This window comes from Terasakiella sediminum (genome assembly GCF_033100395.1).
Lineage (GTDB): Bacteria > Pseudomonadota > Alphaproteobacteria > Rhodospirillales > Terasakiellaceae > Terasakiella.
The window spans coordinates 51,220-69,909 of sequence record NZ_JAWLVJ010000017.1; the positions used below are offsets into that span (position 1 = coordinate 51,220).

12 protein-coding genes and 1 tRNA gene are annotated in these 18,690 nt (G+C 49.7%); 7 read left to right on the top strand and 6 right to left on the bottom strand.

Annotation, left to right across the window (positions count from 1 at the left end):
* Positions 1 to 42: 42 nt before the first annotated feature.
* Positions 43 to 129 (top strand) — tRNA-Leu (locus RYZ26_RS13765).
* Between the two features lie 309 nt (positions 130 to 438).
* Here the strand turns inward: RYZ26_RS13765 and RYZ26_RS13770 are convergent.
* From RYZ26_RS13770 to RYZ26_RS13780, 3 genes are read right to left on the bottom strand one after another with little or no spacing between them, the layout of a single operon-like run.
* The gene (locus RYZ26_RS13770) at positions 439 to 1,431 is read right to left on the bottom strand and encodes a response regulator (RefSeq protein WP_317683803.1); all 993 of its coding nucleotides are present in this window, start codon (positions 1,429 to 1,431) and stop codon (positions 439 to 441) included.
* A gap of 10 nt (positions 1,432 to 1,441) precedes the next feature.
* Positions 1,442 to 3,832, bottom strand: a complete 2,391-nt coding sequence (locus RYZ26_RS13775; protein WP_317683804.1) for a hybrid sensor histidine kinase/response regulator — start codon at positions 3,830 to 3,832, stop codon at positions 1,442 to 1,444.
* 8 nt (positions 3,833 to 3,840) lie between these two features.
* The gene (locus RYZ26_RS13780; protein WP_317683805.1) at positions 3,841 to 4,377 is read right to left on the bottom strand and encodes a heme NO-binding domain-containing protein; all 537 of its coding nucleotides are present in this window, start codon (positions 4,375 to 4,377) and stop codon (positions 3,841 to 3,843) included.
* 199 nt (positions 4,378 to 4,576) lie between these two features.
* On the opposite strand from RYZ26_RS13780, the gene RYZ26_RS13785 reads away from it, so the two are divergent.
* Positions 4,577 to 5,608 (top strand): CobW family GTP-binding protein, encoded by a 1,032-nt coding sequence (locus RYZ26_RS13785; RefSeq protein ID WP_317683806.1) that lies wholly within the window; start codon positions 4,577 to 4,579, stop codon positions 5,606 to 5,608.
* Here the strand turns inward: RYZ26_RS13785 and RYZ26_RS13790 are convergent.
* The 3 genes from RYZ26_RS13790 to RYZ26_RS13800 form a co-directional block, all read right to left on the bottom strand.
* The gene (locus RYZ26_RS13790) at positions 5,592 to 6,026 is read right to left on the bottom strand and encodes a Crp/Fnr family transcriptional regulator (protein WP_317683807.1); all 435 of its coding nucleotides are present in this window, start codon (positions 6,024 to 6,026) and stop codon (positions 5,592 to 5,594) included. The genes RYZ26_RS13785 and RYZ26_RS13790 overlap by 17 nt on opposite strands.
* Positions 6,027 to 6,052: 26 nt before the next feature.
* Positions 6,053 to 7,699, bottom strand: coding sequence for a sensor domain-containing phosphodiesterase (locus RYZ26_RS13795; RefSeq protein WP_317683808.1), 1,647 nt, complete (start codon positions 7,697 to 7,699; stop codon positions 6,053 to 6,055).
* A gap of 101 nt (positions 7,700 to 7,800) precedes the next feature.
* Positions 7,801 to 8,238 carry an Lrp/AsnC family transcriptional regulator gene (locus RYZ26_RS13800; protein ID WP_317683809.1) on the bottom strand — a complete coding sequence of 146 codons (438 nt, stop codon included), beginning with the start codon at positions 8,236 to 8,238 and terminating at the stop codon, positions 7,801 to 7,803.
* A gap of 178 nt (positions 8,239 to 8,416) precedes the next feature.
* Here RYZ26_RS13800 and RYZ26_RS13805 point away from each other — a divergent pair, with 178 nt between their 5' ends.
* The 5 genes from RYZ26_RS13805 (at position 8,417) to RYZ26_RS13825 (ending at position 18,642) form a co-directional block, all read left to right on the top strand.
* Positions 8,417 to 9,484, top strand: a complete 1,068-nt coding sequence (locus RYZ26_RS13805) for an ornithine cyclodeaminase (RefSeq protein ID WP_317683810.1) — start codon at positions 8,417 to 8,419, stop codon at positions 9,482 to 9,484.
* Positions 9,474 to 10,406: a citrulline utilization hydrolase CtlX gene (ctlX, locus tag RYZ26_RS13810; RefSeq protein ID WP_317683811.1), complete on the top strand. Its 933-nt coding sequence runs from the start codon at positions 9,474 to 9,476 to the stop codon at positions 10,404 to 10,406. Before RYZ26_RS13805 ends, ctlX begins: the two co-directional genes overlap by 11 nt.
* Positions 10,407 to 10,457: 51 nt before the next feature.
* Positions 10,458 to 11,480: an amino acid ABC transporter substrate-binding protein gene (locus tag RYZ26_RS13815; RefSeq protein WP_317683812.1), complete on the top strand. Its 1,023-nt coding sequence runs from the start codon at positions 10,458 to 10,460 to the stop codon at positions 11,478 to 11,480.
* A 213-nt stretch (positions 11,481 to 11,693) separates the two neighbouring features.
* The gene (locus RYZ26_RS13820; protein ID WP_317683813.1) at positions 11,694 to 13,241 is read left to right on the top strand and encodes a FecR family protein; all 1,548 of its coding nucleotides are present in this window, start codon (positions 11,694 to 11,696) and stop codon (positions 13,239 to 13,241) included.
* Positions 13,242 to 13,263: 22 nt separating this feature from the next.
* Positions 13,264 to 18,642 (top strand): beta strand repeat-containing protein, encoded by a 5,379-nt coding sequence (locus tag RYZ26_RS13825; protein ID WP_317683814.1) that lies wholly within the window; start codon positions 13,264 to 13,266, stop codon positions 18,640 to 18,642.
* Positions 18,643 to 18,690: the final 48 nt, after the last annotated feature.

Here is an 18,690-nt window from a genome sequence, read left to right on the forward strand (position 1 = left end):
GATAATGTGTGCCCGCCTTCATAAAAGGCACACACTTGCAGTGCGGGCGTGGTGAAATCGGTAAACACAGCAGACTTAAAATCTGCCGACCTTTTGGTCTTGGCGGTTCAAGTCCGCCCGCCCGCACCAAGTAATTTCAAAGGCTTAGCCCCAAAAGGGCTGAGCCTTTTGCTTTTAGGAATTTGGCCGGGCTAGTGTTTTAAACGTCAAATGAAACGGCATGTAATTTCATGCAACGCATTTTTTGCATCGAAGAGATCAAAACGGCCCCCTTAAAATTTTTTAAGGACCACGCAGCTCGTCTTGCTCGATGTCGCTTTGAATTTTCAAACACACGCAGGTGGTATAAGACCAAGCGGCGCGAAGTTCTTGCTCGCAGGTAGAACGATCGCAGCTTTGACTAAAAGAATAACAGATATGCATCAAGTCATGACAAAATCAGTCTTTCTTGTCCCAGCCATCTTTAATGTCGCAAATCTCGTCCTGAATTTTACAGAAAGTCGCAACCAGTTCTGGGTCGAAATGGTTCCCCGCACTTTTCCGGATTTCAGCCATAGCTTCTTCCACAGGCCAAGGTTCTTTATAGGGACGACGCATGGTCAGGGCATCAAAGACATCCGCAATTGCAACCACCCGTGCTGTCCAGGGAATATCATCACCTTTCAACCCTGATGGATAGCCTGACCCATCCCATTTTTCGTGGTGGCTCATGGCAATTTCAGCAGCAATTTTAAAAACCGGATTGGTGGAATGAGATAAAATATCTGATCCGATTCTTGCATGTTCCTTCATCAATTCCCACTCATCCCCTGTCAATTTTCGCGGGGCCTTCAGAACACTATCGGGAATACCAATTTTACCAGTATCATGCATCGGGGCGGCCAGTTCGACAATTTCTGCATATTCTCTGGATGCCCCAGCCGCCATCGCCAGGGCTTTGGCATATTCCGCCATACGCCAGATATGATGTCCGGTATCCGTGTCATTATAATGCCCGGCTTCCCCAAGCATACGAATAGCAGCTTTAGCCAGTTCCTTTAACTGTTCAGCCTGCACAAGCGAGAGGTGAGTTTCCACCCGTCGAAGAACCACAGAAGGCGTTATGGGTTTACGGATATAATCAACCGCGCCCACATCAAATCCCTTGTTTTCGTCAACTTCTTCTGTTTTTGCAGTTACAAATATAATGGGAATATGCGCTGTCTGGGGATCAGATTTCAGCTTCTCGCATACCTCAAACCCATCCATGCCCGGCATCATAACATCCAACAAGATAAGGTCAGGATTATCCTTATTCGCAATTTTTAGCGCGACCTGTCCGTTCAGGGCTGCCTTGACACTGTAATCAGTGATCAGCACTTCCTTTAAAACATCGATATTTTCGGGCGTATCATCAACGATCAGGATTTTCTTTTTAAACTTCTTATCCATTGACTGCTCCTTACCCCTCTTTCTCAAAAACAGCCATTACCGGCTCCAGCAAGGTCGTGGCCTCTTCAAACTGATAACGCTCAATCTTTTTGCCGATCTCTTTCAGGATGGTACGGGTTTTCCCATCCATATCGGCCAACAGCATCTGTGTGATTTTTTCTTCTGCTTCCACATCAAAAGATTCGAGCAATTCCTTCAATCCCTGAAGCTGGCTATAAATCTGATCCGTATCGGCAACCGCATATTTCCCGGCTTGGCTCGCGCCTTCATCAAAGAAACTTTCAATCCGGTTGATCAAATCAGATGTCTGAAGTTCGATATCGGAAAAAACCGTTGTCACCGCGGCTGGTACGATTTCTTCCAATCCCAATTCCACTTCCAGCGAGCGTGCCGTACTTTCCAGATTTTGGGCACCAATGGTGGCAGCCAACCCTTTTAAGGTATGGGCAATCCGTCCTGCTGTCAGATAATCACCTGAGGAAATGGCACTCCCCAAATCCCCTTTCATCCCCTGTGCGACAAAGCAGAATTTTTTCAGCAGCTCGTTATAAAGATCAACAGCATTGCCAAAGTTCGCAATGCTGTCCTGAACATTCAGCCCTTCAATTTCAGGATGTTCAGCATCTTTGACCTCACGCATGCGCGTGATCGGAAGGTCGCGTTCTTTATGTTCAATCACCCGCAACAAGGTGGAAAAAAGCGTGTGCACATTGATCGGCTTGGCCACATGATCATCCATCCCCGCAGAAATGGCGGCCTTTCGATCTGCCACCATGGCATTTGCCGTCATGGCAATGATGGGCAAATTTTCATGAGCTTGACTAGACCGGATGATCCGTGTCGCTTCATATCCCCCCATAATCGGCATTTGGATATCCATCAGGACACAATCAAAATCCGCCCCTTTCAACATCTGAATGGCTTCATGCCCATTACCAGCGACTTCAACAAACAACTTGGCGTTTTCAAGTAACTCCCGCGCGACCTGCTGGTTAAGTTCATTATCTTCCACCAACAAAATACGTGCCCCCTGGATAGGAGTCAGGGCTTCAAACTCTTGATCAGTCTGATCCAAATTTTGCAGTTCAGACATCACTTCATGGCCAAACACTTCAAGGACAGTATCAAACAGGTAAGAAGGATCGACGGGTTTTTGAATGTAGGCATCAAAAGGCCGTCCCTCCATCAGCGTCAGGGCAATCTCTTCTTCTTCATTCGACACAACAATCTTTTTGTCGATCCTGTCATCCAATGCGACAATGAAAGCCTGCGCCTCTTCCCCGCATCCAGCTACACCATCCGCCGGGCAGGCAACCAACAGGTCATAATGTTCCTTGGATATTGCGCCGGGATCCATGGTGGAAACCACGTCAACCGACAAACCGCAATCTTTCAGGTATTTTTCAATAGCGCGGCTTGAAATCGGGTCGGCACTACATAGCAATACAGATTTCCCATCCAGATATTTGGGCAGGCGATAATCTTCTGCAGACAGTTCTGAATTCAACGCCAACCGAACATGGAAGGAAAAGACCGTTCCCTTCCCATATTCACTTTCAACCGAAATATCCCCGTCCATCCTGCGCACGAGATTGCGAGCAATCGCAAGCCCGAGGCCTGTGCCTTCATATTTGCGGGTATCAGATGTATCGACCTGGGTGAAAGGCTTAAACAGCATTTCCTGCTGCTCATCCGTCATGCCGATCCCGCTGTCGCTTACAGAAAATTCCAGAATGACATATCCATCGTCGCCCTCACGTTGATCAACACTGACAACCACATGCCCCTGATCGGTGAATTTAATCGCATTATAAGCCAGGTTCAGCAGAATTTGCCCCAGCCGAACGGGGTCCCCCATAAAATTTTCAGATAAATTGGCAGATCGCTTAATAACGAACTCCAGTTTTTTCTCCCGCACTTTTTCTGCAACCAGGTTTGACAGATTCTGAAAAACCTGCCCCAGCGTGAAGGGAGTGTTTTCGATATCCATCTCGCCGGCTTCGATCTTGGAAAAATCAAGGATGTCATTGATGATCCGCAGCAAAGCCAGAGCGGAATGATGAATTTTCTGGAGATATTTTTTCTGTTTGGGTGATGGCGAGGTATTGCGCATGCAAAGGTCAGTCAAGCCGATCACAGCATTCATGGGTGTGCGGATTTCGTGGCTCATGGTCGCAAGGAAAGCCGATTTTGCCTTATTCGCCTTATTCGCATTTTCCACTGCCACACTTAAGGCTGCCGTGCGTTCTTCAACCCGTTGTTCCAGCCCTTCCAGGGTCAGGCGCAGTTCTTGATTGACCTCATAGACTTCACGGCTTTTGACCTCCAGGACACGTTCAGCCTCCTTTCGGGCTTCGCGCTCACGTTCAAAACGTTTTTTCCACTTCTCCGCTTCGTCCATGATCACTCTCAAACAACGCTAACGATAAATTGAACCTTATTGCTTCCGTCGATATCATTGCGTTGAATGGTGACTTCTTCTTTAAAATGATCCGCACAGCCTGCAATCAAACCATGGGCCAGATCACCAAAAGGGCGCACAGATGAATAGTTCATCTCAAGCGTCTTGGTATCTTTGCGGATACAATCAAATGTCGGCAGTTCTGCATTGGGGTATAGTTTGCGAACTTCGGTATGGATACGATCTTCAATCCCTTCCAGAAAATCCAGCGAGGAGGTCATCCCTTCAAAAAACATGGGATATTTGATGGAGAATTGATGAAACAGATGGGCACCAAAGACACGGATCAAATCGGCGATTTCAATATTTGTTTCTTTACTCAGCTCCACCACCATCTTGACCAATGTGGCATGATCATAATCCCCTACCGCCGTGAATGAACCGGAATGATCATCACTAATGGCGTCCAGCAGTTTATCGGAGACATCAAACGAAAACTTTTCTTCGACCATTTCCAGAAATTCGGTAAAGACAACTCCAAGCATAGCAACTTCTCCTGTTCATTCCGGCTGAGTATAACTTGAGCATAACGTTATATATTCCGTCAATCAATATAAGAGAGCAGCAAAAACCCAACCCTTGATACACGTCACAAAAAAATCAGACCTTTCAAAAAACACATGGCGCTTCGCGCTGTCTCTCCCTATATCATGGCCTCTTGATCAATCACTTCCTGTACAGACCATGAAAACACCGATTACAATCCTGACAGGCTTCCTTGGAAGCGGCAAATCCTCCCTGCTTTCCCAAATCCTGAAAGACCCTGCCTTTTCCAATTCCGCCGTGATCGTAAATGAATTTGGCGAGATTGGACTGGATGATTTTCTGGTCACCCATGCCGAAGAACAGGTCATGGAAATGACCACAGGCTGTCTGTGCTGCACCATTCGCGGCGATATTGCTGATACGTTGTTTGAGCTATGGACCAAACGAAAAACGGGCGAGCTGCCAAATTTTGATCGCATTATCATTGAGACAACCGGGCTGGCGGACCCCGCCCCGGTCATTCAGACCATGATGACGGAACCGCGCATCTTTGCCCGTTTTGGCCTGAGCGGAGTCATCACCACCGTTGATGCCACCAACAGCCTTTCGACCATGGAATTTCAGAAAGAAAGCGTCAAACAGATCGCCGTGGCAGACAGGCTGGTCATCACCAAAACAGATTTGGAAATTGAGAACACGGCACTTGCTGACCTGCAAAGCCAGATCATCACCCTAAACCCAACAGCAGATGTAATGGTCAAGAATGCCCCGGACTTTGATCTGGAAAAACTTTTTGATACCAAGCTGTTTGATAAAACCAGCAAGACGGCCGACGCACAAAAATGGCTGAATTTTGAAAAACTTCCCCATGATCACCACCATCATCACGACCATGCGCATGACATCAACAAACATGGCGACCATATCGAAACTTTCAGCCTGATCATTGAGGACCCCGTTCCCGGTCAATCCTTCATCGCTGCCATTCAATCTCTGGTCACCGCCCACGGACAGAACCTGCTGCGGATCAAAGGCATCGTCAACTTACAAGATCGCCCCCACAAACCCTACATCCTCCACGGCGTCCAACACATCTTCCACGAACCGTTTGAACTCAGCAACTGGCCGACAGAAGACAAACGCACCAAGCTTGTGTTTATCACAAGGCATTTGCAAAGAGAGATGGTTGAGAAATATTTTGAGGGTTGGCTGTCTAATACGTCATCTTGAAATCCACCACCCTTAAGCGGCGGATGACGGTGTACAACAGAGAATGATAAAACCGCTGTAAAAACGTCGGTTCGCCATTCGCCATTTCCTGGACGAGTTCATGATCAACAGATTTGACGACAACATCGCCTTTGGCGATCAGGGTGGCACTCGCGCCCATATGGTCGATGAAGGACATCTCGCCCACTGTGTCACCCGCTGTTAAAGGGGTGGTGAGGTCAACTTCCTTGCCGCCTTTTGCCAAGCGGACCACGCGGACTTCGCCTGCCAGAATGACCATGATCTGGCCCTGATCATCGCCTTCGCGCATCATCACTGCCCCATCCTGATAAATCAGGTCACGTGATTTTTCGAGCAGCTTTTGCACTTCTGTTTCAGTCAGTTCCTGAAACGCACGCTGAAAGGCAATTTTTGACATCCTTGATAAGCTCCCTGATCCCTATATTATAATTCTTTTCCGGCGAAATTATCGGCAAAGGACATGGGGTCGAAATCGGGTTTCCCGAAATACCATCCCTGCCCGTAATCAATGCCGCAATAAAACACCTGATTGGCGATATTCTTGTCTTCAACCATCTCCGCAACCGTATGCACGCCCGCGCTTGAACACATGGTCGCCATGTTGCTGAGCATGTCATGCCCGCGTTTATTGGCGCAAGCCCGTTTGATTACAGGGCCATCAAACTTGACCACATCGACTTCCAGCGCATTGAGATAATCAAAACTGGCCGCCCCTGCCCCAAAATCATCAAGGCAGAATTTGATACCTTTTTGCCGGAAGGCCTGAATGATCTTGTTGGCCTCATCCAGTTGGGAAACTTCGGCTGACTCTGTCAATTCAAACATCAAACGCTTGTTTAAGTCAGGCGAACCCGCAAGTAATTGCAGGACGCGTCCCACAAACTGCTGGTTCAGCAAAGACGAACCCGACATATTGATCGCAACAGGCGGAATGGTGGTGCCACGCGCTTTATAATCTTCAATAAACCGCACCGTCTTTAAAAAGACTGCATAGTCAAAATCCTGAATGAGCCCGAGATTTTCCGCCATGGTGATGATCTGGAAAGTATTGCGCGCTTTGTCCTGATCCTTGAACCGTGACAAAGCTTCAAAGTGATGGACACGCCCGACACGCAGATCACAGATGGGCATAAAGGCGATATCGAAGTCTTTTTCTTCGGTGACATGTTTGATGTATTTCACGGTTTCAACCGTGTCGCTCATCATCTCATCCAGCGCGTCCGACAGCTTGCCCGTACTAACCTTTTGCCCGTCGGTGCAGAATTGGGACATAGAATGGATCAGTGCTTTTGCCACCTGGCCTTCGGTCATCCCCGCGTTATCCGCATCCAGCGTCAGAGATTTACTTTCCAGATTTTCACCTTCCGGCAGGTACGGTTTGGCCGCATCTTCAATGTCCGCATTCACCTGATCGGTATCCACATCATTGGTATGGGCAAAGCCGAAACTGTCTTCATTCATCTGACCAGCCGTATTGCCGCCCAATGAATATTTTTTCAGCGCATCACAGATAGACGTGGTCAGTGCCTTCTTATCGCTTGCCCCGATATGTTTGAACAGGTCCTTCAGCTTCTTGATCCGAACCAGCGTGACCTGGCCTTCAATCCCCTGGGCTGTCAGCATTTCCAGCTGGCGTGCGGCTTCCTGTGAAAATTCTTCCTGATTTAAGATTTTACCGGGTTCAGCGTTCGACGTATTTTCCGGCACGGCTGTGATGATCTTGATCGCGAGAAACGTATGGTTTTCAAATTCCGGGGCACGATAGCCCGCAACCAATGTCGGCAGTTCCATCCCCTTGATCCCTTTTAAAGACAGTGGCGCATCATCAATGCGTTGATCGGCATTTCCCTGCATCAGAGCCTTGAACAGTTCGACCAGCGAGTCTGCGACATAATCAGTGAAGGTTGCGCCTTCCAGCTGTTCGGGTGTTTTGCCCAACAAGGCTTCTGATGCGCCTGCGACAAAGACCACCTTCATCTCTTCATCCAGTTCAAACAGCAGATCGGCCCGGCAGAAAGCCAGTTTTACGAACCTGTTTCGTTCCAGTCTCAGGGCATCCAGTTCAGCCATCGCAAACAGCAACCAAATCAATTAAGGATAGTGTAGCTTAGGCATAATCGATCAAAAAATCTACTGTCTATATATGTAAGTCTTTGATCAAACTACTTTCTCTAAGCTGGACCCAATAAAATAGAAGTTTCACTTTTTCTGACCCCATCCATCCCACGCACTTTGGAAACCAGCAAGTTCATCTCTGCCATGGAAGAGACTTCCAGCTCCGCCACCAGGTCCCAGCGCCCGTTGGTGGTATGGACCGCCTTAAAGCCCGGGATTTTCTTAATGGTGCTCATGGTTTTGGCGTAGTGATGTTCGCCCAGTTCCACCAACATGATGGCACGGATCATGTCGGTGGCTTCCGCATCACGCAGGCGGATGGTGAAGCTTTTAATCACCCCGGATGAAATCAGTTTGTCCAGCCGGGTCTGCACCGTGCCGCGTGCCACCCCTAAAATTTGCGCAAGCTTGGGGGTCGATGCCCGGCCATTCACCCGAAGTTCGGCAATCAGTTTTCGATCCAGATCATCCATTTTACGCACCACTACTTTCATTAAAGTCAAAACTACTGACTAAAAAGTCAATTATTCACCAATTTTCTACAAAAATGATGTTTTAGTCAACAGCCTGTGCAGATACCATTTTTGTAACGGTTAAATCCGAAAGCAGGAAAACGCGCGTTCCTTTCTTCTACACCCTTTTGACTATTCGACCTCTGATAAGGAGCATGACATGAACAAACTAGCCCCCTCACAACTGGCCATGGTGCCTTTTGTCAGCGTTGATAACATGATGCAGATCATCAAGACTATCGGCCTTGAAACTCTGCTCTCTGAACTTGCCGGTTATATCGAAGAAGATTTCAAACGCTGGGAACAGTTTGACAAAACACCCCGCGTCGCCGCCCATTCCAGCGAAGGCGTGATTGAACTGATGCCAACCTCGGATGGGGAAACATACGGTTTTAAATACGTCAATGGTCACCCGAAAAATCAGGCCGAAGGGTTTCAGACCGTCACGGCCTTTGGTGTGTTATCCAATGTATCCAACGGCTATCCGGTTTTGCTGACAGAAATGACCATTCTGACGGCGCTTCGCACCGCTGCAACCTCTGCCGTTGTTGCAAAACATCTGGCCCCTGAAAATGCCAAGACCATGTGCCTGATCGGCAATGGCGCGCAATGTGAATTCCAGGCTTTGGCCTTTAAAACCATTTGCGGCATTGAGACGGTCAAGCTTTATGACATCGACCCAGCCGCCACTGCCAAGGCAACGCTGAACCTGCAAAATCAGGGGCTGAACGTTATTCCGTGTAAAACAGCTGAAGAGGCCATCGAAGGTGCAGAAATCATCACCACCTGCACCGCTGATAAAAAATACGCAACCATCCTGACGGACAATATGGTCGGCGCAGGTCTGCATATTAACGCTATAGGTGGGGACTGCCCAGGCAAGACGGAACTGCATAAAGACATCCTGCTGCGATCCGACATTTTCGTGGAATACCCACCCCAAACCCGCATTGAAGGCGAGATCCAACAACTGGATGACGACCATGAAGTGACCGAGATCTGGGAAGTCATGACAGGTAAGAAAGAGGGACGCACAAGCGCCGGGCAGATCACGCTCTTTGACGGTGTGGGTTTTGCAACAGAAGATTTCTCTGCCCTTCGTTACATCAAGGAACAGCTTGAACGTACAGGCAATTATGTGGAACTTGACCTGCTGGCTGACCCGGATGATACCCGTGATCTCTTTGGCATGGTCCAACGCGGCATGGGGGTGCAGGATGCTGCGTAAAGAACGAAACTCAGTACAGGCCCCACCGTCCATCATCATGATCCGCCCGCACCAGTTCAAGGTCAACCCGGAAACATCGGTGGACAATGCCTTTCAGGTTGCCGTGCAACCTGATGATGCCCATTCATCACAAGCCTTTGAAGAGATTTCACTGGCCGCCATCCATCTGGAAGACCAGGGCATTCAGGTTCATCTCTTTGATGACACCAACACCATCACGCCGGATTCAGTCTTCCCCAACAACTGGTTTTCCACCCACAGCGGGGGCCATGTTGCTGTCTACCCCATGAAGGCAGAAAACCGACGCCTTGAACGCCGTCAGGATATTCTTGAAATGCTCAAGAAAAATTATCGCGTGCAGGACATCATCGACTATTCCGGGCTGGAAGAAGACAATCTGTTTTTGGAAGGCACAGGGGCCATGGTGCTGGATCATATTGATCGCGTGGCTTACGCCGCCAAATCAGATCGCACCAGCCAGATCGTACTGGAGAGGTTCTGTACCCATTTTAACTTCGAACCCATGGCCTTTTCTGCTGTCGATAGCAAGGGCGTGCCGATCTATCACACCAATGTTTTGATGTGTATCGCCACAGACTATGCGCTGATCGGCCTGTCCATGATCAAAAACCCGGATCGCCGAAATGAAATCATTCAGCGTCTGGAACATTCCGGTCGCCGCGTGATTGATCTCAGCGAAGATCAGATCGGGAAATTTGCCGGAAATGCCATTGAACTGCAGGGCAAAAGCGGGCGCATTCTGGCCCTGTCCCAGACAGCATACGACGCTTTAACGGACGATCAAAAAGCCATCATGCGCGAAAGCACCAAACTGGTGCCACTGAACATCCCAACCATTGAAATGGCAGGCGGGTCCGTTCGCTGCACCATTGCCGGCATTCATTTATCTGCCCGTCACTAAAGACAGGCTTTTCTACCTCAACAGGGTGATCTTTCAAACGGAGAAAAATACATGAAGAAAACACTTTCCCTTCTTTTTAGCGGCCTTGTGGCTTCCACCATCGCAACATCCGCCGCCATGGCCGCCAGCACGCTGGAAACCGTGCAGAACCGTGGAACACTGACTTGTGGTGTAACTATTGGTGTGCCCGGCTTTTCGCTGGCTGATGAAAACGGTGTTTGGCGCGGGCTGGACGTGGATGTATGCCGCGCTGTGGCTGCTGCCGTTGTGGGAGACGCACAAAAAGTAAAATTTGTCCCATTGACTGCCAAAGAACGGTTCACTGCCCTGCAGTCAGGCGAGGTTGATATCCTGTCACGCGTTACCACCTGGACACATACTCGTGATACATCCCTGGGTCTGAACTTTACAGGCGTTAATTATTACGACGGTCAGGGGTTTATGGTTCAAAAAGAACTGGGCGTTAACTCGGCGCTTGAACTGGATGGTGCCTCTGTTTGTATTCAATCAGGTACAACAACAGAACTGAACCTGGCTGATTATTTCCGCCTCAACAAAATGCAGTTTAACCCGGTTGTTTATGATACCGCCGAACAGACCATTCAAGGGTTTGCAGCGGGTCGTTGTGATATCCTGACATCGGATCAGTCCCAGCTTTATGCCCTTCGTTCCAAACTGGATAACCCGGATCAGGCCATGATCCTGCCGGAAGTGATTTCCAAAGAACCATTGGGTCCAGTTGTGCGCCAGGGCGATGATCAATGGTTCAACATAATCAAATGGACATTGTTTGCTGTCATCAACGCGGAAGAACTGAACGTCACCCAGGCCAATGTGGATGATCAGCTGAAAAGCGCAAATCCAAACGTTCAGCGCCTGCTCGGCACCTCCGGTGATGCAGGTGTCAAGCTGGGCCTCACCAATGACTGGGCCTATAAAGCCATCAAACAGGTCGGGAACTATGGTGAGATGTTTGACCGTAATGTGGGTCCAAAAACCCCGCTGCAAATCGCACGCGGTCTGAATGCGCTCTGGTCCAAAGGCGGTCTGCAATACGCCCCACCCGTTCGCTAATCTGAACATGACCTAATGAAAAGGGTGTGCACTCCGGTGCCACCCTTTTTTGTGCCTTAACGAAAAATTAGATGATTAGACTGATCCTAATAACCATCTCCTCATGATTTTTTTGACGAATTGGTCAAAAAAGACTAAGATCATCCATAAGTAGCACTAAAGCTACGTCTTGATGGATAAACAGTAGAAGATTGTTTATTGGCGGTATAACACATGGCACAAAGTCGCACGCTGGTAGAAGACCAGATCAGTGACAACGCAACGGTAATTGACGTACGCGCAAGTGATAACACAAGCGTGGATATGACTGATGTTGCCTGGCTTACAGAAGCCTCATACACACGTTTCGGACCTGACCTCGTTTTAGAGAGTGAGACAGGCGAACGCGTCTTCCTTATTGGCTATTATGAAACAGAAGCCCCCATGGATCTGGTGGGCATGGGCGGCAGTAAAATCCCGGCCCATATTGTTGATGTACTGGATGGATCACAAACACCCGGTCAATATGCCCAAGTCGGGAATGCGGCGGGGGCCGAACCCATTGGTCAAGTTGAAACGGCAGATGGTACGGTCTTTGCCGTGCGTGTGGATGGCACCCGTGTTGCCCTAAAACAGGGCGATGACGTCTTTCAGGGCGACACCATTGAAACGGGCGAGGATGGCATTGTCGGTCTGACCTTTGCCGATGAAAGCACCCTGTCACTGGATGGTGATGCGCGTATGGTCATTGACGAAATGGTCTATGACCCCGGCACCCAGGATGGATCTGCCACCATGTTTGTCCTGCAAGGCGCCATGAGCTTTGTTTCCGGCAGTATCGCCAAAGCCAACCCGGATGCCATGAGCATCGACACCCCCATTGCCACCATCGGTATCCGTGGAACCTCCGTTCTGGTTTCTGCCAAAAATGCAGACGTCACCCCTGATCAGGCTGCGGGCGGGAACGACGGGCCACAAGTATCCGTCGTCATGCTGCCAGAAGCCAACAGTGATGGATCCGTCTTTACGGGTGAAGCGGTTATTTCCACCAGCGCAGGATCACAAGTGATCTCTGGCGGCTTTCAGGGGACAGCTATTTCCAGCCCAAGCCAAACACCATCTGCCCCGCAAACCGTTTCCCTGATGGAAGTCGGACGTGTCTTTGGTTCAGTGGTTAGCGCAAACCCCAACAAAGGAAGTGTCCCCACCACCCTGCGTCAGGCCGTAGAAAAAGTACTGGTGCAGATGGATGCGGAAAAGCGCGTCAATGACGCGAAAAAAGAAGCAGAAAAACTGCAAAAAGAAATCGCAGAAAAACAAGCCGCTGGCGAAGATACAGCCGAACTGGAAGGCGAACTGGCCGCAGCAGAAGGCCAAGCGGAAGAAGCCGCCCTTGATTTGCAAGGCGCTGCGGCTGAAGTTGGCGAACTTACAAACCAACTGGGTGAAGAACTTGGAGTCACAGGCCTGGATACGACGGATAGCTTAACAGGTGCAGATCTTGACCCCCTTGATACAGGAAATGGCAATAACCAAGATGGTGACGGCAACCAAAGAGTCATTTTAGATGATGGCGACGATGGCACGGGTAACACGGATGGCGACGGTAATAACGGCGAAATTATTGTGGCGCCGCCACCTCCTCCACCCCCGCCACCACCTCCTCCCCCTCCACCGCCGCCACCGCCGCCACCGCCACCGCCGCCCCCCCCCCGATCCTCCGAGCGTGGTTACACCTCTTTCAGCGTCAACAATGGAAGACAGCACACTTACGCTTTATGAGAGTGCAATTTTGACCTCACACATGAGCGCAAATACAGCAGAAATTACTGCTCTGACGGTCAGTAGCGTTAACGCATCTGTCTCACAAGGGTCAGATTCTTCAGGGCGCTATTGGGTAATTACACCGATTACCGATTTCAACGGAAACTTGGAAATTGACATTACTTTTAGGGGGGCCGGTTATATCGTAACTGACTCTTTAGGTGACGTCGCAATAACTGCCGTCAATGATGTACCCGTTTTAAACACCAGTGCCATGACCCTGCTGGAAAGTGCAACCCAGGTCATCACCACAGCCATGCTGAACGTGACAGATGTAGAAAATGACGCGCTGACTTACACAATCAATACCACGACATCCAATGGTGCCGTAAAATTGAATGGCACCACGCTGTCAAATGGACAGAGCTTTACCTCTGCCGACCTGGCCGCCGGATATGTCACCTATGTTCATGATGGCAGCAACACCACCAGTGACAGCTTCAATTTCACCGTGACAGACGGCAATGGCGGCACACTTTCTTCCCAATCCTTTGCCATTACCGTCACCCCAACCAATGACACCCCTGTTGTCAACAATGCAACAGCCACATTGGCGGAAGGCGCAACCCATACCCTGACAACAACGGATTTAAATGTCACGGATGGAGATGGCGATGCGTTGACCTATACGGTCAATAGCATCCCGGCAAATGGTGAGCTAAAGAAAAGCGGCATCACCATTGCCAACGGGCAGACCTTTACCTCTACTGATCTGGCAGCGGGCTATATTACCTATGTGCATAACGGTGGGGAAACCACCAGTGACAGCTTCAACTTCGACATCTCAGATGGAACTGCCACTGTTTCGTCCCAATCTTTTGCCCTCACCGTAACACCTGTCAACGACGTCCCGGTCCTCAGTAATTCTTCTGCCATCGTTTTAGAAGGTGCGACAGAAATTATCACCTCTGCGAAACTCAATGTCACAGACGCAGAAGGCAATTTGCTAACCTACACAGTAAATTCAATCCCCGCCAATGGTGCCTTGAAACTGAACGGGACCAGCCTGTCAAACGGCGGAACCTTTACATCGGCCGATCTGTCATCCGGCTATGTCACTTACGTTCATAATGGTAGCGAGACCACTGCGGACAGCTTCAATTTTACCATCAATGACGGTAATGGCGGTGTCGTTTCCTCACAAACGTTTAGTCTCACAGTCACCCCCGTCAATGACATTCCCGTTATCAATAATGCAGCCCTTAGCGTGGCTGAAGGGGCATCCAATACCATCATCACTACGGCAGCATTGAATGTAACCGATGCTGAAAATGATACGCTGACCTACACGGTCAATTCCATTCCTGCAAACGGAACGCTGAAACTAAATGGCACCCCCTTAAGCAATGGGCAAACATTCACATCGGCTGATTTGACATCAAACCTCGTCACTTACGATCATGATGGTGGGGAGACAACAAGTGACACATTTAACTATACCGTCAGCGATGGAAATGGCGGGACAGTATCATCCCAATCCTTTGCTATTTCAGTAACGCCTGTCAATGATGTGCCTGTTCTAAGTAATGCAACTGCGACCTTGGCCGAAGGCGCAACTCACACCCTGACAACAACGGACCTGAATGTCACGGACGCGGAAGGCGATTTGCTAACCTACACAGTAAATTCAATCCCCGCCAATGGTGCCTTGAAACTGAACGGGACCAGCCTGTCAAACGGCGGGACCTTTACATCGGCCGATCTGTCGTCCGGTTATGTCACTTACGTTCATAATGGTGGCGAGACCACCGCTGACAGCTTCAATTTTACAATTGATGACGGCAATGGCGGTGTCGTTTCCTCTCAGACGTTTAGCCTCACAGTCACCCCGGTCAATGATGTGCCTGTCCTGAATACCAGCGCAGGCACTGCGTCCACGGGCAGTACCGAAATCATCACAGCAGCCCAACTGAACTTCACAGACGGGGACGGTGATACCCTGACCTATACCCTTACAGGTCTTCCTGCAAATGGGACAATTCAGTTAAACGGCACACCGCTAACCAGCGGACAGTCCTTTACCTCTGCTGATATTGCGGCCAATAATGTCACATATGTTCATGATGGTAGTTCCACGTCTGCGGACAGTTTCACTTATGATGTCAGCGACGGCAATGGCGGCACCGTCAGCGCACAGACATATAACGTCAGCGTAAACGTCGTCACGCCGGACGTTCTGGTCAATTCCTACACCTCCAACATCCAGTTCCAGCCTGATGTATCTGCCCTGTCAGATGGTGGATGGCTTGTTACCTGGGGATCGCTGTATCAGGATGGATCCGGCTATGCCACCTATGCCCAACGCTATAATTCGGACGGTTCCGTCAACGGACCTGAATTCCAGGTCAACACCCAGACTTCCAACGATCAATATGAACCTGCGTCTTTGGAACTCAGCAACGGTGAGATCATTATCGTTTATGGGGTAAGTAACGGTAGCAACAGCGGTGCTTATGCCCAGCGCTATAACGCAGATATGACCCCAAAGGGGACAGAGTTTAAGATCAACGAGACCAATATCAACTATCCCGGCCAGCCGGAAATTGTTGATCTGGGATCAGGCAGTTTCGCGGTTGCCTATCGACTTGAACAAAGCGGTGTGGCCAACACGGATTATTCAGACGTCTTCTATCGTGAATTTGATGCCAATAATTCCGGTAACACGCAAACAGTTGTCAATACCAACAACTATTTGCAGCACCAGACCGAACAGGACCTCGCCCTTTCCGGCACGAAGATGATCGTCATCTGGTCGGAAACGTCCGGCAATATCACAAACGGCATTTATGGCCGGGTTTATAATACCGGGACCTCTACCTGGGAAAGTGACTACGCCATTTCTGTTGGGAATTCCGAACGCAATGCCAGGATCGAAACCTTGAGCAACGGCAAATTTATCGTCACCTGGCATGCAACCGGTGTTGATGGCAGCGACACTGGCGTAAAAGGACAAATCCTGAATGCAGACGGTACCCTGTCCGGATCATCCTTTGATGTCAACACCACCACCACAGGCTATCAGTCCTATAGCGACGTCACCGCACTCAGCACCGGGGGCTTCGTCGTTGTCTGGCAAGGTCAGGGCGATAACAGTTCTGATACCAGTGACTATGGCATCTGGGGACAGGTGTTTGATGCAACAGGCAACAAGGTCAATTCAGAATTCAAAATCAACACAGATGTGGTAGGCGATCAGAAAACACCGGATGTCACCGCGCTGAGCGATGGCGATTTCGTTGTTTCCTGGGAAAATGCCAACAGCGGGGATGGCAATAAATCCGGCGTCTTTATGAAGCGTTTTAATTCAGATGGCAGTGTTGATACCACAACAGCCGCCCTGAACGCGGCACCCGTTCTGGATATCACCGGAACCAGCTTGAACTTCACCTTCCACCAGCAATTTGCCAGCACGCCCAACTATCGCTCCGTTCAACTTGCAGACGTGGATAACGATGGTGACCTTGACGCAATCCTGTCGCAAAACAATATCAATCAGACGGTTGTACGCCTGAATGACGGCACAGGGACATTGGGGTCCGAAAACGTCATTTTTGCAAGTCAGGGGCATACTGCCGCAGCTGATTTCGACGGCGATGGTGATGCAGATTTTGTCAGTGCTTCAGGCGGTGTTCATATCAGCAATGGTAATGGCACATTCACTGCCGGATTTGTGCCGATCACCGGGACGAACGTCGGCACCGCCGATATCGACAATGATGGCGATATGGATATCGTCATTGTCGGGGGGACCACAGATAAGATTTACAAAAACGACGGCGCAGGCAATTTCACTGATACCGGACAAACGCTGGGCACCGCAGATCAAGGCATTGGCTTTGGCGATTTTGATGGTGATGGCGATCTGGATATGTTTATCGGTGGCGGTAGCGGCCAAAACGAGATTTGGTCCAATGACGGTACAGGCGCTTACGCGCTCTCCGCCACCATTTCCATGACCGATGCCTATAACAACACTGGGATGCAGGCTTATAAGGTCGAAATCGCTGACTTCAACGGAGATGGCCATTTGGATGTCTGGACCACAAACCGTTATGGCGGCAATATTTTGCTAACCAATGACGGGGTCGGAAACCTGACCTTTACCAATGCAGGTACTTTTGGTCCAGCCTCAAATAGCGGAGGCCCCGACACCGCCAATGACCGCGAAGGGTCCAGCAGTGGTGATCTGGATGGCGATGGCGATATTGATGTCATCACCAACCGCTGGGACGGCGTAGATGAAATCTGGATCAATGATGGGTCTGGCAATTTCACCGATGTCAATTCCGGGGCAACATATACCGTTGCGACCCAGCACGGTCAGGGGTCCGCCATTGGTGATCTGAACAACGATGGCCTGAACGATATCTTCATGGCAAACGTCAGCAACAACAGTGGCGTATTGCTAAATACCAGCCATGAAACAGAATATTGCTATCTTACCGATGCGTCCATTACGCCTTTTGGCAATTTGACCATTACAGATGCAGATTCCACAAATATGAAGGCGGTTGTGATTGAAATCGTCGGCTACCAGTCGGGCGATGTCTTGAGCGTTGGCACACCGGGTAGCCTGACAACGGCCTTTGATTCCGCAACAGGTAAACTTTATATCGCGGGTACAGATACGATTGCGGCTTTCCAGACAGCCCTTCAAAGCACGACATTTACAAGCAGTATCGATGCGGCAGGCACGCGTAGCCTGAAACTGACCCTGACAGACGATTCAGGCGCGAACAGTTCAATCTCTGCAAGCGTAAACTTCGTCAATACCGACCCGATTGTGCTTGATCTGGATGGGGATGGTGTCGAACTACTAAGCGCAGAAGAAGGCGTTGAATTTGACATTGACAATGACGGCGACAACGAAGCCACGGGCTGGGTCGGCCCGGATGATGGCCTGCTGGTTGTTGACGTCAATGGTGATGGCGAGATCAATGATATGAGCGAAGTTGTCTCCCCTTACCTGAGTATTGACGGGGAAGATAACACGGACCTGACATCCTCCGTTGAAACACTGGCACGTTATGATGACAATAACGACGGGCTGATTACAGCAGATGATGATATTTATGACAGCCTTCAGGTCTGGCAGGATAAAGACAGCAGCGGCACCGTTGATAACGGGGAACTGATCAGCCTGCATGATTTAGGCGTCACGCAATTCAGTGTGGATTACGACATCGTTTCCAAACTGATTTCTGGCAATACTGTTTCAAAAGAAGGCAACACCGTCAATGTGGATGGCACCACAACCAGCTGGTCGGAAGTCGCCTTTGAAACAGCGGATCAAGCCTCATACACATCCACCCAACAACAGACAGAAACCAATGACACCGCCAGTCAGGCCCCGGCATAAGGAATAAAGGTTAACATCCGTCCTCTCTCCTGCTAGAACCATCGCAGT